Origin of the sequence: Halomicrococcus pelagicus (genome assembly GCF_051917725.1) — an archaeon.
Lineage (GTDB): Archaea > Halobacteriota > Halobacteria > Halobacteriales > Haladaptataceae > Halomicrococcus.
The window spans coordinates 353,080-373,393 of sequence record NZ_JBQBLX010000001.1; the positions used below are offsets into that span (position 1 = coordinate 353,080).

19 protein-coding genes are annotated in these 20,314 nt (G+C 66.5%); 9 read left to right on the plus strand and 10 right to left on the minus strand.

The annotated features are described in order from the left end of the window. Nucleotides 1–118 precede the first annotated feature (118 nt). On the minus strand, nt 119–2,050 hold the full coding sequence (locus ACTF4R_RS01930) for an aldehyde ferredoxin oxidoreductase family protein (RefSeq protein WP_440005815.1): 1,932 nt from the start codon (nt 2,048–2,050) through the stop codon (nt 119–121). Nucleotides 2,051–2,274: 224 nt separating this feature from the next. Between ACTF4R_RS01930 and ACTF4R_RS01935 the strand changes: the two genes are divergently transcribed. Further along, entirely contained in the window at nt 2,275–2,400 is a 126-nt protein-coding gene (locus tag ACTF4R_RS01935) for an HVO_2523 family zinc finger protein (RefSeq protein WP_440006668.1), read from the plus strand. Here the strand turns inward: ACTF4R_RS01935 and ACTF4R_RS01940 are convergent. Then, complete coding sequence (locus tag ACTF4R_RS01940) at nt 2,397–3,035, minus strand: TVP38/TMEM64 family protein (protein WP_440005817.1); 639 nt, start codon at nt 3,033–3,035, stop codon at nt 2,397–2,399. The genes ACTF4R_RS01935 and ACTF4R_RS01940 overlap by 4 nt on opposite strands. Before the next feature lie 82 nt (nt 3,036–3,117). Here ACTF4R_RS01940 and ACTF4R_RS01945 point away from each other — a divergent pair, with 82 nt between their 5' ends. Further along, nucleotides 3,118–3,588 (plus strand): DUF5830 family protein, encoded by a 471-nt coding sequence (locus tag ACTF4R_RS01945; protein WP_440005819.1) that lies wholly within the window; start codon nt 3,118–3,120, stop codon nt 3,586–3,588. Here the strand turns inward: ACTF4R_RS01945 and ACTF4R_RS01950 are convergent. Beyond that, nucleotides 3,572–4,822: a DUF7115 domain-containing protein gene (locus tag ACTF4R_RS01950; protein WP_440005820.1), complete on the minus strand. Its 1,251-nt coding sequence runs from the start codon at nt 4,820–4,822 to the stop codon at nt 3,572–3,574. The genes ACTF4R_RS01945 and ACTF4R_RS01950 overlap by 17 nt on opposite strands. 166 nt (nt 4,823–4,988) lie before the next feature. Here ACTF4R_RS01950 and ACTF4R_RS01955 point away from each other — a divergent pair, with 166 nt between their 5' ends. Next, a complete protein-coding gene (locus ACTF4R_RS01955) occupies nt 4,989–5,207 on the plus strand; it encodes a DUF8015 family protein (protein ID WP_440005821.1) in 219 nt (72 codons plus the stop codon). Between the two features lie 220 nt (nt 5,208–5,427). Here ACTF4R_RS01955 and ACTF4R_RS01960 read toward each other — a convergent pair whose 3' ends face one another. Then, nucleotides 5,428–6,972, minus strand: coding sequence for a phosphoenolpyruvate carboxykinase (ATP) (locus tag ACTF4R_RS01960; RefSeq protein WP_440005822.1), 1,545 nt, complete (start codon nt 6,970–6,972; stop codon nt 5,428–5,430). A gap of 293 nt (nt 6,973–7,265) precedes the next feature. Then, nucleotides 7,266–7,409, minus strand: a complete 144-nt coding sequence (locus ACTF4R_RS01965) for a hypothetical protein (protein ID WP_440005824.1) — start codon at nt 7,407–7,409, stop codon at nt 7,266–7,268. A gap of 262 nt (nt 7,410–7,671) precedes the next feature. On the opposite strand from ACTF4R_RS01965, the gene ACTF4R_RS01970 reads away from it, so the two are divergent. Continuing rightward, a complete protein-coding gene (locus tag ACTF4R_RS01970) occupies nt 7,672–7,956 on the plus strand; it encodes a translation initiation factor eIF-1A (protein ID WP_433624004.1) in 285 nt (94 codons plus the stop codon). A 189-nt stretch (nt 7,957–8,145) separates the two neighbouring features. On the opposite strand, the gene ACTF4R_RS01975 is transcribed toward ACTF4R_RS01970, so the two are convergent. Both ACTF4R_RS01975 and hpt read right to left on the minus strand, forming a co-directional pair. Then, nucleotides 8,146–9,525, minus strand: a complete 1,380-nt coding sequence (locus tag ACTF4R_RS01975) for a uracil-xanthine permease family protein (protein ID WP_440005826.1) — start codon at nt 9,523–9,525, stop codon at nt 8,146–8,148. Nucleotides 9,526–9,655: 130 nt separating this feature from the next. Next, a complete protein-coding gene (gene hpt / locus ACTF4R_RS01980; RefSeq protein ID WP_440005828.1) occupies nt 9,656–10,201 on the minus strand; it encodes a hypoxanthine/guanine phosphoribosyltransferase in 546 nt (181 codons plus the stop codon). A gap of 127 nt (nt 10,202–10,328) precedes the next feature. Here hpt and ACTF4R_RS01985 point away from each other — a divergent pair, with 127 nt between their 5' ends. Further along, nucleotides 10,329–11,939, plus strand: a complete 1,611-nt coding sequence (locus ACTF4R_RS01985) for a spermidine synthase (RefSeq protein WP_440005830.1) — start codon at nt 10,329–10,331, stop codon at nt 11,937–11,939. Between the two features lie 140 nt (nt 11,940–12,079). Beyond that, the gene (locus ACTF4R_RS01990) at nt 12,080–12,877 is read left to right on the plus strand and encodes an aldo/keto reductase (protein ID WP_440005832.1); all 798 of its coding nucleotides are present in this window, start codon (nt 12,080–12,082) and stop codon (nt 12,875–12,877) included. Nucleotides 12,878–13,298: 421 nt separating this feature from the next. Here ACTF4R_RS01990 and ACTF4R_RS01995 read toward each other — a convergent pair whose 3' ends face one another. Then, nucleotides 13,299–13,493, minus strand: coding sequence for a cold-shock protein (locus ACTF4R_RS01995; RefSeq protein ID WP_113275558.1), 195 nt, complete (start codon nt 13,491–13,493; stop codon nt 13,299–13,301). A gap of 254 nt (nt 13,494–13,747) precedes the next feature. Then, nucleotides 13,748–15,181 (minus strand): FAD-binding oxidoreductase, encoded by a 1,434-nt coding sequence (locus ACTF4R_RS02000; protein ID WP_440005834.1) that lies wholly within the window; start codon nt 15,179–15,181, stop codon nt 13,748–13,750. Between the two features lie 146 nt (nt 15,182–15,327). On the opposite strand from ACTF4R_RS02000, the gene ACTF4R_RS02005 reads away from it, so the two are divergent. Beyond that, nucleotides 15,328–16,245, plus strand: a complete 918-nt coding sequence (locus tag ACTF4R_RS02005; RefSeq protein ID WP_433624017.1) for a helix-turn-helix transcriptional regulator — start codon at nt 15,328–15,330, stop codon at nt 16,243–16,245. A gap of 106 nt (nt 16,246–16,351) precedes the next feature. Here the strand turns inward: ACTF4R_RS02005 and ACTF4R_RS02010 are convergent, their stop codons facing one another. Then, nucleotides 16,352–17,365, minus strand: a complete 1,014-nt coding sequence (locus ACTF4R_RS02010; RefSeq protein ID WP_440005836.1) for a DUF7972 family membrane protein — start codon at nt 17,363–17,365, stop codon at nt 16,352–16,354. A gap of 285 nt (nt 17,366–17,650) precedes the next feature. On the opposite strand from ACTF4R_RS02010, the gene ACTF4R_RS02015 reads away from it, so the two are divergent. Together ACTF4R_RS02015 and ACTF4R_RS02020 are read left to right on the plus strand one after the other, a co-directional pair. Continuing rightward, nucleotides 17,651–18,745: a GNAT family N-acetyltransferase gene (locus ACTF4R_RS02015; RefSeq protein WP_440005838.1), complete on the plus strand. Its 1,095-nt coding sequence runs from the start codon at nt 17,651–17,653 to the stop codon at nt 18,743–18,745. 272 nt (nt 18,746–19,017) lie between these two features. After that, nucleotides 19,018–20,268, plus strand: a complete 1,251-nt coding sequence (locus ACTF4R_RS02020) for a hypothetical protein (RefSeq protein WP_440005839.1) — start codon at nt 19,018–19,020, stop codon at nt 20,266–20,268. Nucleotides 20,269–20,314: the final 46 nt, after the last annotated feature.

Genomic DNA, 20,314 nt, shown 5'->3' on the forward strand with positions numbered 1-20,314 from the left:
TCGTTCCAGACGAAGAGGAGAGAATACAACGGTCCGTCGCGGCGAATCGGCCGGGTCAGGACCGCCGCGACCGTCGCGCGCGCCGCGACGGACGGGACGAGAGCGTCCGCCGGTCGTTTCAGTCGTCGCCGGAGGCCGCGGCACCGCCGCCGCCGACGCCGGTCCCCGGTCCCACGTCGATGCCGAGTTCGTCCAGTTTCTCGTCGGGGACGACGCCGTCCTCCCAGCCGCGGGCCGAGTAGTACTCGTCTTTCAGCTCCGCGAGTTCGACGAGTTCGCCCTCCGAGCCACCCTTCCCGGGGATGGCCTCGGGGCTTCCCTCGACGAACCGGGCGGGCAGGTCGTCGTCGCTCCCGTCGAAGCCAGCGAGGTTGTTGTAGTAGCGTTCGAGGTTGTAGATGCGTTCGCCGGCCGTCAGCATGTCGTCCTCGGACCAGTCGAGGCCGGTCATGCCGTTGAACTGCAGGACGTACTCCTCGATGCCCTCCGCGAAGGCGTTGAACTTGCAGATGTCGAAGCTGTCCGAGATGGCGTGGAGGTCCTGGAAGGTGGCACAGAGTTCGCCCTTCCCCTCCCACTCGGTCGGTTCGACCTTCTCCGGGATGCCGAGAATCTCCGCGGACGGCGTGTAGCCCCGGAGATGGCAGGCCCCGCGGTTGCTCGTCGCGTACCCGATGGCCATCCCCTTCATGCTGCGGGGGTCGTAGGCGGCCATCGTCTGGCCTTTCACGTCCAGCGACATCTCGGGGTCGCCCAGTTCCGCGGCGGCCCGTCCCGCGCCCTCCGCGAGCAGGTCCGCGAGTTCGTCCTCGCGGTGGGCGATGCGCTCTATCATGTCGAGCATCGTGTCGGCGTCGCCCCAGTCGAGACCCTCGTCGAGGTACCCTTCCTCGGTGGCCTCCATCGCCATCGCCATCGTGTTGCCCACGTCGATGGTGTCGATGCCCACGTCGTTACAGCGGTCGATCATCGCCGCTATCTTGTCGCGGTCGTCGTTCATCGAGTTCGGACCGAGCGCCCACGCCGACTCGTACTCGTAGGACTCCATCCGGACGTTCATGTCCTCGCCCTTGTGGTGGACGTCGACCTCGACCTCCTTCTTGCACGCCACGGGGCAGGAGTGACAGGTCGGCTCGTCGACGAGGATGTTCTCGCGGACGTTCTCGCCGGAGACGTTCTCGGCGTCGATGTTCGGCTCGTCCGGCTCCGACTCGGCCTCGCTGTGCGTGCTGGTGTACGAGGCGTTGCGGGTCGGTAGCCCGTCCATCTCCTCGGTGAGGTTCATCAGGACGTTCGTGCCGTACATCGAGAGGCCGCCCTCGTTCGGCGCGGTCACGTCCGACTCCTGGATGGCCTGCATCGCCTGCTTGTGGCCCTTCTGGAACGTCTCCGAGTCGGCGGGCTGGGGCATCTTCGTCGTCGACTTCACGACGACCGCCTTGAGGTTCTTCGACCCCATCACCGCGCCGGTGCCGCCGCGGCCGCTGGCGCGGTCGTCCTCGTTCATGATGCAGGCGTACCGCACCTCGTTCTCGCCCGCCGGCCCGGCCGCCATCATGGAGAGGTTCTTGCCGTAGCTCCCCTCGACCTCCTCCTCGATGGTGTCGCGGGTCTCGTGGACGCCCTTGCCCCAGAGGTGGGAGGCGTCGCGGAGTTCGACCTCACCGTCCTCGACGAAGGCGTAGACGGGGTCGTCGGCCTGCCCCTCGAACAGCAGGCCGTCGAAGCCGGCCCACTTCAGTCGCGCGCCCGACCAGCCGCCGTGGTGGCTGTCCGTGACGGTGTTCGTCAGCGGCGACTTCGTACAGACCGCGATGCGTCCGCTCATCACCGTCTGCGTGCCGGTCAACGGTCCGTTCATAAAGGCGAGCAGATTGTCGGGGCCGAGCGGGTCGACGTCCGGTCCCTGGTCGAACACGTACTTCACTCCGAGTCCGCGCGCACCGATGTACTTCTTCGCGTCCTCGTCGTCGACGCCCTCGTAGTCGACCGCTCCGTCCGTGAGGTCGACGCGGGCGACGTGGTCCTGGAAACCGCCTAAGTCAGTCATAGTAACTTCTATCCGTTATAATGGTGCGCTAGCACGTTATTCGTTCCCATCCTTGGGTAACCGATTTCGGTTACGTCAACGACGGCCGGGCGGTAGTGAAAACAGTGATACGGTCGGCGGCCGGTCGTTCACGCATGGGCGACGAGACGAACGCGGGCGAGGAGTCCGACGGGGGTGCGGCCGAGGCGGTGGGCGGCGCTACGGCGACGGACGCGAACGAGGAGGTGGACGACGCGACGGGCGGTCGGCCGTGTCCGACGTGCGAGGAGCCGATGTTCCGCCGCCACTGCAAGTACGTCTGTCCGAACCACGGCGTCGTGATGGACTGCGGGGACACCTTCTGGAACTAGGTCAGCGCCTCGCGGGCCGGTTGCACGAGCAGGGCGAGCGCGACGACCGCCGCCGCGGCGACGAGCCACCAGTTCTTCCCGACCGACCCTGCAGCGAGCGTCTCCAGCGACCCGCCGGCCAGCACGGCGGCGGCGGTCCAGGGCACCTCGCCGAGCGCCGTCCCGAGGACGAACGCGCGCAGGGGGACACCCGAGAGCCCCGCGGCCGCCGAGACGGGGTCGGAGGGCGCGGGCGCGAGCCGCGAGGCGACCATGCCGCGCAGGTCGCCGGTCGCGTCGAAGAAGCGCTCGCCCGAGGCTCCCAGTCGCCCGGCGACGCCGCCGTCGCCCCGGAAGTACTGCGCGCCGAGGAACGGGACGCAGGCGCTCGCGGTCGTGCCGGCGAGCGCGACGGGGAAGCCGACGACCGGGCCGTAGACGTACCCGACCGCCAGCGCGACCGCCGAGGTCGGCCACGCCAGCACCGGACGGACGAGATAGACGAGGAGGAACGCGCCCGCGGCGAGCGCGGGGCTGTCGGTGACCGCCTCGACCTGCCGGTAGACGAGGTCGGGCGAGACGACCAGCCCCGCGGCGACGACGACCGAGAGGACGGCGAGACCGGCGAGTTGCCGGCGGTGCTGACGCACTGCCATTCACCCCAGTTTGCCCGCCGGACGGCTAAGTACTTTCTTCCGCGCGCAACTTTTAATCCGTCAGGTGGCCGATTCGGAGACGATGAGCGAAGAGGACGATGCACCCCGTGCATCGAAGGGTCCGAGCGGCGAGAGCGCCGAGGCGGGCGAGTCAGGGAGCGGGCCGGAGGCGGACGCCGGTCGGCGCGACGGCGACGGCCGGGACGACCCCGTGGCGCTGGGCGTCGAACTGCTCGGGAAACTCGAACACGCCGAACTGTCGGTCGCGGAGGCGGTCGACCGCATCGAGACCATCACGACCGACCCCACGACGACCCGGACCATCCTCGACGAGGCCGAGAAGCGGGGCATCGTCGAACGCGAGCAGGGCATCATCCGGCCCACGGGCGGCGGGTTCGTCCGGTTCGAGAGCGAGGTCGTGGTCAAGGAGGGCGACTTCACCTGCCAGCGCTGCGGGGCCGGCATCTCCGAGGGTCACTTCGTGAAACTCGACGCCGGCGAGCACGGTCCGTTCGGTTCGTCCTGCATCCGGAAGGTCACTGGTCGCGACTGAGTCGGTCGACGAGTCGCTCGATGGTCCGCTGCTGGCGCTCCAGCAGTTCGTTCTGGCGTTCGACCGCCTCGGTGAGCGCCGCCAGTCGCTCCTCGACGTCGTCGCCCATGTTCTCCTCGGCGGGCTCGAACCCGGAGCCGGCGAACCCGGACGACTCGCCGTCGGCCGTTTCCTCCCGGGATTCGGCGGTCGACTCGCGACCCGTAGTCGCGAGCGCTCCGTCGCCGCCGGTACCGGCGGGTTCGTCCTCGGACACCGCGTCGTCGGCGCTCACAGCGTCGGCGCTCTCCGTTCCGCCGCTCGCCGCATCTCCGACGGGGTCGTCCGCCACGACGGAGCCGCCGGAACCGGTCTCGACGTCGGCGCTCACGTCGCCGGCGTCGGTCGCGGTCCCGGCGTCCGTGTTCGCCGTATCGCCGACGGCGTCGGCGGACCCGTCGTCGGCGCCGGCGTCGGAATCGGTCTCGACGACCTGGCCGTCGTCGTCGAGTTCCGGCGGGTTCGCCTGGATGGGGTCGACGCCGCCGCCGAACGGGTCGTCGTCACCGGCGTCGTCGGCGTCACCAGCGTCGGACGCTTCGTCACCGGCGTCGTCGGGCGCGGCACTGCGCTCGAACTCGGCGTACGAGTCGGCGTCGTGGTAGGAGAGCAGCGCGCGCTCGACGCGTTCCCGCACCTCTCGCGTTCGGTCGCTGGGCGTCTTGACGCGCTGCGGGCGACCGTCTGCCTCGATGATTATCTGGGAGGAGACGGTGCCCTCCTCGACGTCGAGGCGGGTCACGTCCTCGAAGTGGTACTGCTCGAAGTCCTCGTCCCAGACGGCCTCGCCGACGTGTTTCACGACGCGTGCGCTCGTGACGACGAGCGTGAGTTCGCTGAACTGGTAGGTCTGGATGACCTGCTCGTTGGCGTCGGTGACGCCCGCGCCGTTGAGCACGCCCGCGAGGACCGGGTGGAGGGCGTCGTGGAGGCGCTTGGCGGGGACCGTGAACTCCTCGACGCCGTCGATGCCGTAGTCGAGGGCGACCGTCGCCTTCCGTCGGCCCTCGCTCACCTCGATGCGCTCGGCGTCGTGGGAGTACTCCACGACGGACTCGTCGCTCAACAGGCCGTCGCCCCGGTAGATGAGCGTCCGCGTCGGCGTCACGTAGAGGGCGTCTTCACCGCCGAGGGGGACCGTCGCGGCGACTTGTTCGTCGCCCAGCGTGGACTGTACGATTTCCGGAATACTCATGAAGTGGAATGGATACCCCCGTGTCTTAAATCCGCCGGGTGGTCAGTCGTGACGACGAACCGGCAGGTCGGCAGTCGCATCGACTACTCGACATGGAACGGTCGGTTCCCGGTTTCGACCGCGGACGACCGTCAGAACTTCACGTGAGAACCCCGTTCACTGGGACATGGGATACACCTGGCAGTACTACGACCTCGTTCTCGCTGCCATCTTCGTCAGCCTGATAGGCGGCGTCGCCGTCGGGCAGTTGACCGCCATTCCGACGACGACCACGGCGATAGCCGGCGGGTTCGTCGGCGTGCTCCTGGTCGGTCACGGCCTGTTCGTCAACGGCCCGGTGGACGCGCCGGACGACCTCACCGACGAGATCGACTCGCTGAACTGATTCGACGCCCGCCGCGAGTCGAACTCCCGGTCGAGGAGCAGTCGTCCCCGCGGGCGGCGTCGGAGCGCGGTACGCCGGTCCACACCCGGAGCAGGTGCGGCCTACCCCCTCTGGTGCGGTCCCTCCCTGACGGTGCGGCGCGCCCGTCGCTGGACGGCGACGACCGTCCGAGCGGACGCCCTCGTCCGGCGGCCCACGTCGGGGCGCGACGCGGGAGGGGTCAGTAGACGGCGTCTCGAATCTCTTCGTCCAGGTCCTCGAACGTGTCGAGGTGGACCAGCCGCTCGGTGCGCAACTCCGCCAGCTTCCGCTCGTGGTCGTCGACGTTGTCCGCGACCGAGAACGCGTCCACGTCCATCCCCGGCACCGACGCGGGGACGGTGAGGCCCGTCGCCTCGTCGTCGGTCCACTCGACAGTGCCGCGGGCGAGTTCGCGCAGGATGGTCACCGAGTCCTCGACGCCGATGTCGGTCCCGCCCAGGTCGCCGGTGTTGAGGACGAAGCAGTCGACGTCGAGGTCGGTGACGAGGTCGCGGAACCGGTTGCCCTCCTCGCCCTTCGAGCCGACGATGAAGGGGTTGGTCCCGACCACGCGGATGGCCTCGCCCGCCTTCGAGGGGTCGCCCGCGCTGGTCTGGACGGACTCCCCGAGCATGAACGCCACCGCGGCCTCCTCGGGCGAGAGCTTCGCGACCGGTGGCATCGTCGGGTTGCGCGTGATGAAGAACACCTGGTCGACCGACTCGAGGTCGACGTCCTCCCCCGCGGACGAGAGGTGTTCGCGCTGGATGACCGCCCGACCGTTGGACGTGTGGCGGTCGCTGTCGAAGTCGACGGTGCCGTCGTCGGCCACGTCGACGTTCTCCAGGACGGCGGACTCGTGCGTGACCGCGTCGTACATCGCGGGCTGTTCGTCGGCGTCGAGTCCGATGGTCTTGACGTACAGCCCGTTGCCCTCGCTCCCGGCGACGGTGCCGTCGGGAAGCAACGCACAGACGTCGTCCTGGAGCATCGTCGCTTCCTCGGGCTCGTCGAGTCGGAGACCGTGAGCGGTCAGCGTCGACTTGCCGGTCGCCGACAGTCCGAGGAACAGCTGTCCGACCTCGTCGAGACCGTCGCCGTCGTCGTCCGCGCCCGCTTCGCCGCGCCGGAGTCGGACGCGCTTGCTCCCGGCGTGGAGGCCGAGTCCGCCCCCGCGCTTGGCGTGGTACATGAACAGGCGGAGGAAGGACTTCTTGGCCTCGCCGGTGTAGTCGCTGCCCAGCACGGCGGTCACGCCGTCGTCGGGGAGGACGCGGACGGCGACCTCGTCGCGCTCTGGCACCTGGATGGTGACGAAGTCGGGGTCGGGCGCTCGCTGGCCGTCCTCCGCCGTCACCGGCTCGAACAGCTTCGCCCACGCGAGGGCGATGCGCGCGTACGGTTTCGGCACGTACAGCCGACAGCGGTAGGAGTGGTCGGGGTGGCGGCCCATCCGGCGGTCCAGACAGACCATCTCGTGGTCGCGAGCGTACTCGATGGCGTCCTCGACGTGTGCGTAGTCGCTCGCGTCGAAGTCGTCGTCGACCTCGTTTCTCGTCCGGTCGGCGTTGCGCGAGCGGTGGTCGCTGACGTACGACGGGGAGCCGAACTCGGTCGTCGTTTCGAGGTTCTCGGAGAACTCCCGGAGTCGTTCCAGCGATGGGTCGTAGACGACGCCGTCCGCTTCTACGGGATCGAGCAGGGCGGTCGTCGGCGTTCGGACCCTCGGCGCGGAGTCTGACATCGTGGTCGAAGACAACAGGGGGAGGTTTAATTATTCACCGTTTATCGCCCTCCAGAGCGCCTGTAACGCGAATTTTGTTTTTCACTCCCGAGTAAATCGTCCGGTTCCCCGCATCGTCGAACCGCTCCGCGACGGACGGTCGCTCGCCCCGTGCGGCGTGACCGTGACGGCCCCGGGTGACGCGTCTCCGCGAACGCTCCGAGCGACCCGAGAAGGCGGTCCCTTCCGCCACCGGGGCGCCGACTGCAGCCGTTCCCGCTCCGCCGACCGTCACCCGGACGCCCCGTCGCCGTTCAGTTTTCGTCGTCTTCGTCGTCTTCGTCGGTTTCGTTCTGGATGCGCTCGGTCTGTTCCTCCGCGTCCATGCTCTGTGAGTCCCCGCCGTACTGGTTCTGTTCTTCCTCGGTCTCGTTCTCGCGGTCGTTCTCGTCGGACATGCGTCCGAGGTACCACGCCGAACCGCACGAGCGAACGACTCGCGATAGTCGGACGGTGGCAGACGTCCGGGCGGCACGGTCGGCGTTCGTCGAGGGGGTGGAACGGTCGGCGTCCTTCCAGGTCGGCGGTGTTCGCCGGGGTCTATCGCCGGGAATCGCCGGCAGTGAGCGCCGTACCGGGCGACGACGAACGGTCTACCACCGTGTCAGATGGTACCGGGACTCTCCGATGGTTTATACGTGTGACGTGCGTAGTGAAGGTGTGAGTGAAGAATCCGGGCGTCGGAATCTCCGAATGCCCAACAACGACGAGCTGTTCGCGGTCGTCACCGAACACAACGGCGGGAACCACGTTCGCGTCCAGTGTGAGGACGGCAAGAACCGGATGGGACGCATCCCTGGCCGAATGAAGTACCGAACCTGGATCGACGAGGGCGACGTCGTCGTCGTCGAACCCTGGGACTGGCAGGACGAGAAGGCCAACATCGAGTGGCGGTACACCGGCCAGGACGCCGACCAGCTTCGCGCCGAAGGCCACATCGAGTAATTTCGCTCGGCCAGAGAGGTGACGTTCGCAGAACGACCGTTCTTCGACGACGCTACGCCAGAGACGTCTCCGCTGCTCGCTCGAAGTCGTCCGGTCCGACGACCGAGACAACGGGTTCGGATTCACGAGAAATCCGTGCTCCCTGACGGCGTCGACCGCCGTACTCCCGCGGTCCACTCGGTCGGCGAATCAGTCGCCGCTCGCGGGGCGGTCCCGTGATTCGGTCGGGGTCTCCTCACCCGGCGCGTCGAAGAGAGGGCTCTGTTCGCCGGGGGCGAGGGCGTTGAGGACGAGCGCCGTCAGCGCCGTCACGACGACCGGTTCCCCGAAGAAGGTCCGTGCGGCCTGGGGAAGTCCGCCGAGCGCGTCTGGGCGCGTGGCGACGCCGAGACCGAGTCCGAGGGAGACGGCGACGATGACCATGTTCCGGCGGTCGAGGTCGGTGTGGAGGAGGAGCAGGCGCGTGCCGCTTGCGGCGACCATCCCGGCCATCAGCAGGACGGCCCCGCCGAAGACGGCGCTCGGAATGGTCGCGACGGCGGCACCCACCTTCGGGCTGAGCCCGAGTATCGCGAGGATGACGCCGGCCACGCCGACGACGTGGCGGCTCATCACGCCCGTGAAGTTGACGACCCCCACGTTCTGGGAGAACGACGTCACGGGGAACGCGCCGAACGCCGACCCGACGGAGCTCAGGAGACCGTCGGTGAACAGTCCGCCGCGGAACTCCTGGCCGGTCGGGTTCCTGCCCTCGGCGGCCGTGATACCGGACATGTCGCCGACGGTCTCCATCGCGGAGACGAGGAACAGGAACGCGAACGTGACCATCGGGACGGGTTCGAACGCGAGACCGAACGCGCCCGGTCGTGGAACCGCGAACCAGGCGGCCTCGCCGACGGGCGCGAAGTTCACGAGGCCGAGCGTGACGGCGGCCACGTAGCCGACCGCGATACCGGTCAGCGTGCTCAGGAGTCGCGTGATGCCGTCGGTGAACAGGTTGAGCGCGACCGCGACGAACAGGACGAGTGCGGCGAGACCGACGTTGTGTACCGCGCCGTAGTCGCTGGCACCGACGCCGCCCGCCGAGTAGTCCATGGCGACGGGGACGAGGTACAGTCCGATGATGACCACGACCAGTCCCGTCACGAGCGGCGGGAAGAAGGGCCGGATGCGTTCGAACTGCCAGCCGATGAGCCCCTCGACGAGGAAGCCGGTGACGAGAATCGAGCCGAAGACGGCACCGAGCCCGTAGTTCACGCCGACGGTCGTCGCCGCGCCGACGAACGTGAAACTCGTCCCCATCACGATGGGGAGCCGCGACCCGACCGGCCCGACGGCGTACGCCTGGACGACCGTCGCCAGCCCGGAGAACAGGAGCACCATCTGGACGACGTAGGCGGTGTTCGCCGCCCCGAGGCCGACGGCACCCGCGACGATGTACGCGACCGCCGTCGCCGGAACGATCATCACCGAGACGTGCTGCAGCCCCAGCAGGAGCGACTTCGGCCACGGCGGCCGTTCGTCGAGTTCGTACTCGAGGTCGATCTCCCCGTCCGTGTCGGTCGTCATCTGTACTCCCCAGGAGTCGGCGACCTGCAATAATAGTTTCGCGTTCGAGCGTATATCCGCCTTCTCTACCTCGATAATATGCAAGTTCGTGTATTCTACCTGCGGAGCGCCGCCAGTCGAGTCCGGCCGGTCAGTGAATCGTGACCTCGTAGTCCTCGACGGAGATGTCGACGAGGCTCGTCGCCTCGTAGTCGGTCTCGTCGAGCGCCGTCTCGCCGACCTTCCGGATGACGACCGCGATGTCGGCTATCTCGGCGCCGATGTCGTCGAGCGCGTCGCAGATGGACGCAAGCGTTCCGCCCGTCGACAGCAGGTCGTCGACGATGAGCACGCGGTCGCCCTCCTCGACGTCGTTGATGTACATCTCCGACTCCGAGTAGCCCGTCGTCTGGTGGAGTGCCACCTCGCCGTCGAGGCCGTACTCGCGCTTTCGGATGACCACCAGCGGGACGTCCGTCTGCAGGGAGAGCGCGGTCGCGATGTGGATGCCCATCGCCTCCGGGGCGACTATCTTGTCCACGTCGAGGTCGGCCGCCCGCGTGAGACCGACGACGACCTCGCGCAGCAGTTCGGGTTCGAGCATCGGCACCCCGTTGCTGATGGGGTGGACGAGATACTGGTAGCCGTCCTTGTCGATTATCGGCGCCTCGTGGAGTGACTCGTGCAGTCGGTCCATGTGGTCCGTTACTCGAAACGTGGCAAAAACGGTTCGCTCTCCGATCGGGAGCCGACCTCGACGCCATCTCACGGCCCCTGCCGTGCGGGAGAAGGAATTATTGAGTCGCCTCCCGTACGGGTTCCGGATGGCGGCGTTTCGAGACCGCGAGTGGAGACGGGTGTCCAGGCCGGAACTGGCGGTGTTCGTCTCGGGGGTCACCAGCATGGGGCTGGAGATACTCGCCGGACGCATCGTCGCACCGCAGTTCGGGAGCAGCATCTACACGTGGGGCAGTATCATCGCGGTCTTCCTCGCGGCGCTGAGCCTCGGCTACTACCTCGGTGGGAGACGGGCGGCGTCGCGAGCGACGAACGAGCGGCTGACGTGGCTGTTCCTCGGTACCGCGGCGTACGTCGCGGTGCTCGTCTTCGCCAGCGACACGCTGCTGGCCGTGGCCGCGACGATTCCGCTCCCCGCCCGGTTCGCCTCCCTTCCCGCCGTGACGCTGCTCTTCGGCCCGCCGACGTATCTCCTCGGGTTCGTCAGTCCGTACGCCGCGGAGCTCTCCGAGAAGGAGGGTCCCGGCGAAGCCTCCGGGCACGTGTACGCGCTGGGGACCGTCGGCAGCATCGTCGGCGCGTTCGGGACGACGTTCTTCCTCGTCCCGGCGCTCGGTATCGAGCAGATAGGGCTCGGATTCGGGCTACTGCTCGTCGGGACGGCCCTGTGGCTCGCTGCGCCCGCCGCCCGTCCGAAGCCGGTGTACGCCACGCTGGGCGTCGCACTGCTGCTCGTCGCGGCGGCCGGCGGCGGGTCCGTGGGCTTCTCCGCACACGGCGAGGTCGTCTACCACACCCAGACGCCGTACCAGGAACTGGAGGTCGCGGACCGCGGCGGCGTCAGGACGCTGTACCTGGACGGCCAGCGACACAGCGCGATGGACCTTGACGACCCCGACCGGCACGTCTTCGACTACACGCGGTACTTCCACCTCCCGTACCTCATGACCGACGACGTCGACCGGGTGCTGTTCGTCGGCGGGGGCGGGTTCACCGGCCCGAAACACTTCGCCCGGGAGTACGACGCGACGGTCGACGTCGCGGAGATAGACCCCGAGGTCATCGACGTCGCCAAGCGGTACTTCGGCGTCGAGGAGTCCCCCCAGTTGAACGTCTACAACCGGGGCGGACGGCAGTTCCTCCGGGAGACCAACCGGACGTACGACCTCATCGTGCTCGACGCCTACAAGAAGGACAAGGTCCCGTTCCAGTTGACGACGGTGGAGTTCATGCGGTTGGCCGAGCGCCGACTCTCCGACGACGGCGTCCTGTTCGCGAACCTCATCTCCGCGCCGAGCGGTCCCGCCTCGAAGTTCTACCGCGCAGAGTACGAGACGATGGCGCAGGTGTTCCCGCAGGTGTACGGCTTCCCGACCGCGGGCGTGAGCGCCGTCCAGAACATCGAGGTCGTCGCGACGAAGGACCCGCGACGCATCACGCAGGCGGAACTCCGGGCGCGGAACGCGAACCGCGACATCGGCATCGACCTCTCGCGGGAGATCGACGACTACCGGACCGGGCCGAAGACCGGTGACGTTCCGGTGCTCCGCGACGACCATGCCCCGGTGAACAGCCTCCTCGACCCGATGGCCGGTCAGCGGTACGTCGTCGAACGGGGGCACAATCGGTCGACGGAGCCGTCGGGGAGTCGCGCCGCTCGCCCGACGGTCGCGCGACCCGCCGAAAGCGCGGGATAGCGTCACCCTACCTCGCGCGGCGGACGTGACTCGCCGACGGACGACGGTGCGGTTCACCGTCGACTCGCGAAGCTATAATCTATCTAACGGGAACGGAGTACCGGAAAGAGCCATAACGGGGCCGGTCGACGGCTTGGACGATGGTCGACACACTCCCCGACGTCGGTATCGGAACCTACGATACCGACCCCGACGCGTGCGCGGCGAGCGTCGAGACCGCGCTGAACTACGGGTATCGCCACGTCGACACCGCCGAGATGTACGAGAACGAGGCCGCGGTCGGCGACGCCATCGCCGCTGCCGACGTCGACCGCGACGAGGTGTTCGTCGCGACGAAGGTGCATTCGGCGAATCTCTCGTACGACGACGTGCTGGAACGCGCCCGGACGAGTCGCGACCGGCTCGGCGTGGACGTCATCGACCTCCTGTACGTCCACTGGCCGCTGCGGGCGTACGACGCGGAGGAGACGCTCGCGGCGTTCGCCGACCTCCACGACGAGGGCGTGATTCGCAACGTCGGCCTCTCGAACTTCACGCCGGAACTGCTCGACGACGCGCTCGCACACCTCGACGTCCCCCTGTTCGCCCACCAGGTCGAGTGCCACCCGCTGCTCCAGCAGGAACGGCTCCGGGCGGTCGCCCGCGAACACGACCACTACCTCGTCGCGTACTCCCCGCTGGCGAAGGGTGCGGTGACCGAACTGCCCGAACTGGTCGAGATCGCCGAAGCGTACGACGCGACGCCGGCGCAGGTGGCCCTCGCCTGGCTATCCTCGAAGGAGAACGTGGTCGCCATCCCGAAGTCCACCTCCGAGGCGCACATCCGGGAGAACTACGAGGCACGGCAACTGTCGCTCTCGGACGAGGACCGGGAGCGCATCGACGCCATCGACCGCGAAGAGCGACAGGTCGACTTCGAGGACGCGCCCTGGCGCTGACGACGCGACCGGGAGCGGCGAGGACCACTACCCCGAACGGCGGTGCATCGCCCCGACGAACGGGCAGGTCGATCACCGACTCCGTGCCGGAAGGGACCTCTTTTCGACGTGTGGTTCCGAAGACCACTCAGTCCAGTACGGTGACCGAATCGACGTCGGGCAGCGTCTCCCACTCCGCGTCGGGGGCCGTCGCGTCGACCGGACCGCTACTCTGTGGAACCGGGCCGACGTCGACGCCGGTCGCTCCCCCTACCGCCGCGAGTCCTCCCGATAGTCGTCGACACTGGGGTTCGCCCGGTACTCGACGCGGGAGCGCAGGCCGTCGGAGAGCGACGTTCGAAGCTCTCGCTCCCGGGTAGTAGTACGTCGAAAGAAACGAAGTAACGCTACGTCGCCTCGTGGCGACGGTGCGAAATCCTAGTTATGCGCGGACGACGTTCGTCGCGCGCGGGCCCTTGGGGGCCTGTTCGATGTCGAATTCGATCTCGGTCCCTTCCGTAAGGTCCTCGCCGCCAACGTCCTCCATGTGGAAGAATACGTCGTCGTCAGAGTCCTCAGTCGCGATGAAACCGTAGCCGCCCGTGTCGTTGAAGAAATCAACCTTACCGTTTGCCATTGCAACTAAACCAAAGCCGGGTACACGGTTAAGGGTTCCGAATCTGTGCTCTAAATCGGGTTTTTCTAAGACGAATGTCCGTCCACGCCGCTTATTTTCGGAAATATGAACGAGAAAAAGGGACTTCCCCTGGAAATAGTGCCCAATCAGTCACAACGAGCGGGAAGTCCCGTGGTATCTACAGTTCCTCCCCCGGCGTACTTTCGACGTTTCCCACGGGCACGTTTCCCGGGCGACCCTTTCCATTCTCCGACTCATTCACCGGGCCGGCCCCTACCATCGGTCCGTGCGCTCCCGGACGGCGCGACGTTCTGGTTGCGGCTGAACAGGTTCGTCGGGTCGTACTCGTCCTTCAGCGCGACCAACCGGTCGTATGCCGACCCGAACGTGGTCCGCATCGTGTCGTCGCCTCCTTCCAGGAATCCCGGAAAGTTCAGGTAGACCGATCCGTCCGAGAACTGGCGCACGTCGTCGAGGCAGTCGCGGACCCACTCGACGTTGGCCTCGTCGTTCGCGGCGTCCTCCCAGTTCGCCTCCACGCCGAGGAGGAACGGCGAGTACCGGCCAGCGAAGGCGCTCTCCTCGACGTCGACGTCCGTGATGGCGCCACCGAGCTGCCAGACGTCGACCGTCGATAGCGGGGAGGGTGCGGCGTCGGCCCAGTACTCGATCCGGTCTATGGCAGTATCCGGGAGACCGTCGAGATAGAGCGACTTCCAGTAGTAGCGCATTCCCTCGGGATACTCCTCGTCGAGAAGCTGCTGGAACTCGGCGTAGGGCACCGTGTCGCTGAAATCGGCTATCGGCTCGATGAACTCCCGCAGTGGCGCCAGTTCGTCCTCGCCCACGGTGGCACGGCCGGCGTAGCAGCCCATGATCGCGAACTTCTGCTCGTGGAGTTCGTCGGCCGAGAACAGCTCCTCGTCCGGAAGTTCGCCGGCGAAGACGAGGGTGCTGATCTCCTCGGAGGCCGTCGCGACGAACTCGCGGTAGGCCTGCAACACCTCGGTCAGCCGGTCGCCCGGATAGAACACGAGGCAGGTCGCGACCTCCGGGCCGACGGGGTGGAGGTCGTACTCGAAGGCAGTGACCACCCCGAAGTTGCCCCCGCCACCGCGAAGCCCCCAGAATAGGTCGACGTTCTCTTCCGCACTGGCCGTCACGAACTCGCCGTCGGCCGTGACGAGTTCGACCGAACGGAGGTTGTCACAGCTCAGGCCGTACTTGCAGCGGAGGTGACCGATGCCGCCGCCGAGGGTCAGCCCGGCGATACCGGTATCCGAAACGACCCCGCCCGGCGTCGCGAGACCGAACTCCTGGGTTTCGTGGTCGAGGTCCGCCCACGTGGCGCCGGCCTGGGACCACGCCGTCCGCGTCTCGGGGTTCACCCGAACCCCGGTCATCTCCGAGAGGTCGATGACGAGGCCGCCGTCGCAGACAGCCGTGCCTGCGACGTTGTGCCCGCCACCGCGAACCGCTACGAGAAGCTCTGTCTCGCGCGCGAACTCCACCGCACTGATGACGTCGGCGACGCCCGCACATCGCGCGACGAGGGCAGGACGCTTGTCGATCACCCCGTTCCAGACGGCGCGGGCGTCGTCGTATCCGGGAGTATCGGGACGAATCAGCTCACCGCGCAACCCCACTTCGAACTGGTCGATTCGTTCGTCGTCGACGCGCTGTATCATACCATTTCGGACGACGGCGGGAGTGTTGGCCTCATCTATCGAGCACCGTTCGACGTCGCGAACGGCGTTCACCACGTGAGACGCGGTTCAGCTCGTGCCAGCTAGAACTATTGTCCTCGCTACCGTCTCTCGATAGAGGGATTCCCATGGGACCCCAGGAGGACGAAACGAATCCTGACGACCCGGCTCTGCCGCCGGGGTCGGCGATACTGGAGACGGTACTCGAGAATGCACGGAACCGGCAGTATCTCGGCCAGCGACTGGACGCTGCAGGCGACCGCGTCGATACGGACCTGCTCGGCGACATCGTGCGACACGGGCCGGTGCTCGAAGCGCTTCGCGAGGAGTCGCTCGACCGCGGCGAGATCGAGGAACGGTTGGACATCTCGCGGGCCACGAGCCACCGCCTGACGCAGTGGCTCGACGAACGAGGCTTCGTCGAGAAGGTCGATAGCCGGCTCCAGTTGACGGGGCGTGGCGAGGCCGTCGCCGACGAGGTCCTTCGGTTCGAGGCGAACGTTCGAACCGTCCACCGGTTGGCACCGCTTCTGGACGTCATCTGTGAGGACCACCAGGAGTTCGTCGTGGAGCCGTTCGTCGACGCGACCGTTACCGTCGCCGAACCGGACGATCCGTATCGGCCGGTCGAGCGGTTCGTCTCACTCGTCGGCGAGTCGGAGACCTTCCGCGGGTTCAACACGACGCACATGGCGCCGCTGGTCCTCGGCGAGTTCCACCAGCAGGTGTTCGACGGAACCGACAACGAGATCATCTACCTCCCGCGAACGGTCGACAAGCTCTTCGAGACCTATCCGGAGCAGGCGACCGAGGCGGTCGACGGCGGACACCTGGCTCTCCGGACGCGCGACGATCTCCCGTACGGACTCGCCATCTTCGACGAGCGCGTCGGGATCGGCGGCTACGACGAAGCGACGGGCATGATGCAGGTGTTCGTCGACACCGAATCGCCCATCGCTCGCGAGTGGGCCGAACGCGTCTACGCGTCGGTCAGAGCAGATTCCGAACCGCTCGACGACGAACGATTCGATCCGATGCGCCAATAGGACATCCGGCGTGCGACGAAGCGTCGTACAACCCCTCCCGTGCCGAAATCGATCACGCTGACAGATCGCGTTTCGTTCGAGAACTACCACGACCGCCGGGCGGCGTCTACCCGTCGAATCCCGGTTCGGCATCCGAGTCGAGCGTGAAGACGGTCGATTCGAGGGAGTGTTTCGAGACGGTGAGGATGCGAAGCATGTACGAACTGAGGAGGACGTACGGCGAGAGCGCAACGACGAACGCGATATCGACGTAGAAGAGCCGGGGCTCGACCGCCGGGAGTTCCGTCTGCGGGAAGAGTCCGGCGTCTATCGCGAGCAGCACGTACGAAGTGAAGACGATCACCGGGAGCGAGAGGACGAGGAGGTTGCTCGACAGATCCCGAAGCTCTCGTTTGAAGTAGAGCGTCGTGAAGTACTCGCGGCCGGACGCGAGAACCGTGAGCGTTCGAAGCAGCGCGTCGAGCGACTCGCGGTCCGATTCCGAGAGTTCGGAGCCGTGGACGGCTTCTAGGCGACGGGCCATGTTGATGTGGCGGGCGTACGGGTAGTCGAGACTGCTCAGCAAGACGACCGACAGACGGGAGTTGGTGTTCCGGAGGCGATCCTCGATCACCGACAGTTGTGCGTCGACGTCGCAGACGAAGGCTTGCAGATCTTCTCTCGCCCGCTCGCTATCGGTGCGGGCGTCGGCGTCTCGGAGCGACGTCGTTTCCGAGCGAATCGCCCTGATGACGTACCCCAGGAACGGCTCTAGTCCGGCCGGGCTCACGCCGTCGTCAACGAGCTCCTCCAGTTCGATCTGGAACTCGATGGAATCTTCGATACGTGACAGCTTGACCTGGAGAGGAGCGAACTCCTGGGCGAGGGCAGCGGTGTTGATCGAGAGCACGACGGAGACGAAGAGGATGATTCCACCGAGGAGCGTGTTGAACAGCGTCTGGACCGCCCGCGTCTCCGTGACCAGTCGCTCCATCTTGAACTCCCAGGCACTCCCAACGATCAGGAGCAGCGACAAGATGACGATCAGCATGACCAGCGTGAGCGCCCGTCGATCCCCGTACAGGAGGACCCACTGGACCAGCCGGCGGACCGGACCGTCGGGCCAATCCTCGGAAGACACGAGGTCAGCCCTCCCCGTCGGATTCCGAGAGCCGGAGCCAGATAACGAACATCGAATCGGTCAGTGCAATCGTACCCGACGTACTCTAATTACTCTTTGGCTCCCGAGGATAACACGGCCCATCGACGTTCGTCCGTTTCTCTTCGAGGACCGGGATGGAACGCTGGCCACGGAGCTGGGACAGTACTCAGGTTCACCGTCGTCATCGTGAATCCGACAGACCCGTGCAAGGAACCGAACTCGAACCACCCCAATGCTCATGATTGGTCGATATGACATGTCCGTATGCAGGTTCGTCGTGTTCGCAACGAAGCGGCAGATCTACGCCGCTACGTCGAGGAGTGCTGGTTACCCTACCACGAGGATTTGAGCGAAACCGTCGCCGCGCATTCTCTGATCGACGACCCTGATGTACAGGACGTAGTAGAGTTCCACCTCGACCTGCTCGATTCGCCATCGAACCGTCTGTGGGTCGCACTCGACGACGTCGACGACCCGACGACGTCGCTGTCGACGGCCGATGCGACGTTCGCCGGGTTCGTGCGGACGAGTCTCGAGCCGTCTCCCCAGCAGTTCGACTGGCCCGACAGGCTCGAAGTCAGTGACTTCTGGGTACACGAGTCCTACCGTGGGTCGGGACTCGCCGACGACCTGATTGCACGCGCGATGCAACAGGCGCGGGAGGACGGTTGCGAAGAGCTGACGCTCGACGTCGCAATCGAGAACGAGCGGGCGATCGCCTACTACGAAAATCTCGGCTTCGAGGTTCAGGGCCTCGGGATGCACGTGCCGCTGCAGGACGTCACGCTGGAAGCCAGCGACAGTGAACCGATGACCGGTAATCACTCGTCCGTCCATCTCCGCCGGGTTCGCGTCGAGGAAGACGTCATGGATCGGTTCGTCGACGAGTGCTGGCTCCCGTTCTGGCGAGATCTGGGTGATGCCGTCGGTGAGCAGCATCTCAGTCCGGACCTCGACCGGGACGCGCTGGTCGAGGATTTCCTCGAAGGGTACGACGTCCCGGACAGGCGATGCTGGGTCGCTCTCGACGACGTCGAGGACTCGACGGTCGGCCTCTACGAGATCGACGCCGTCTTCGCTGGCTGGCTGAACGCCGGGCTCGAACCGAGCGACCGATTCCTCGACCCGCCGGAACGGCTGTTCGTCGGAAATCTGTACGTCGGACCGTCCTACAGAGGGTCGGGACTTGCCGACCACCTCGTCGCGCGGGCGATACAATACGCACGTGAGGAGGGTTGTGTCGAACTCTCGCTCGGAGTGGAAGTGGCCAACGAGCGAGCGATGGCGTACTACGAGAAACTCGGGTTCGAACCACATCGACAGCGGATGTCCGTCCCCCTCGATGCCGTCGAGACGTAGCTCGTCCTCCCTTCGCTAGACATCATCCGATGGAAAGCGGATTCTCGGTAATAGTTCGGCCTCGGCACTCGAACGGAGACGGTGTACTCGTACCGCTCAGTCGAATCCATCCGTACTCACTTCGGCAAGTGATATTCGGACAGAATCGAACGCGATGGCACCGCGCTAGCAGTACGCTTCGAATTCGGCAGAGTTGGGCGGTCTGTCGCACGGTACTCACGCGGAGACGTCGCCACCAGCCGTTAAGAACGTCCACGATGAACCGTCAGACGATGTCTCGTTCTCGATCGGGCGACCGCGACGGTCCGACGCTAGTGGCGGCCGAGTGCGAGGGGTCGATCGGGCTGCAGATCGACGTGGGGGTGCTGGTCGCGCACGCGCCGGGAACCGACCCGGGGCGGCTCCAGTCGTTTGCGACGCAAGCTGCCGAAGATACGGTCGACGAACTCGCGTCGGTCACGGACGTCGCCTGGCGGTTCTACCTCGAGGACGCGGTACCGCTCGCAGACCACGACAAGCGACGGCCCTCGGAGTTCCTCGACCGCGCCACGCATCAGATGGTCGAGGGGCCGTACGACTTGATCCTCGTCGTGACGGACGTTCCGCTCGTCTCGAGCAAAGAGCGGTTCGTCCCCGGACTGGCGTCGCCGCTCGCTCGCGTCGCGATCGTCTCGACGAACAACCTCCGCAGTGCGCCCCGCAACGACCCTCGACGCTCGCTCGAGGACGACGCCGTCCGCTGGAATACGGCGACGCTCGTGGTCCACCTCGTCGGACACATGCTGGGCGCCCGTCATCGCGACGCCGACGGGGGCGTCATGGAGCCGTTCCAGTTCGATCCGGATCGACGGGCCGTTCCGTCGATCGACGCGGACGTCGAGCGGTATCTCCATCGGATCGCCGCGGAGCTCTCCGCGGCCGAGGCCCGCCCACGCGGTCCGGTAGAGCGGCTGACCTTCCACGCGGCCAGTGCCGTCCGAAACCCCGGACGGATCCTGCAGGCGCTCGGTAACAGCCGGGCACCGTTGTTGCCGCTCTCGTTACCGAAGCTGTCGACGGCCGCGCTGGCACCGACGCTCGTCATCGTCTTTAGCGCCGAATCCTGGGACGTCGGCTTCCACATGACTAACGTGACGGCAGCGCTGTTCGCGGCCGTCAGTATCTTCACTGCAACGCTCTACCTCCTGTTCGTCCAGAACCTCTCCTTCCCGCGGAAGCGACATCGGATCGTCACCGAACACACGGCCCTGGTCAACGTCACGGTCTTTTTCGTCCTCCTTCTGGCGATGGTCGGCTTATTCGGGCTCGTGTGGGCGATCATCCTCGTCATCGAACTGGTCGTCTTCCCGCCGAACCTGATGTCCAACTGGCCGAGCCTGGAGGAGCCGACCGTGGGCTTCATCGATCTCGTCCGGACCGGTGCGTTCATCAGCACCATCGGGGTGCTCTCGGGCGCGTTGGCGGGCGGGATCGAGAGTCGGATCATCGTCAGCCACCTCGCACTGTTCCCCGACCGACCGTAACCTTCCCACTCGAATTCAAACGTCCCGATTTTCCTGAGAGAAGTGG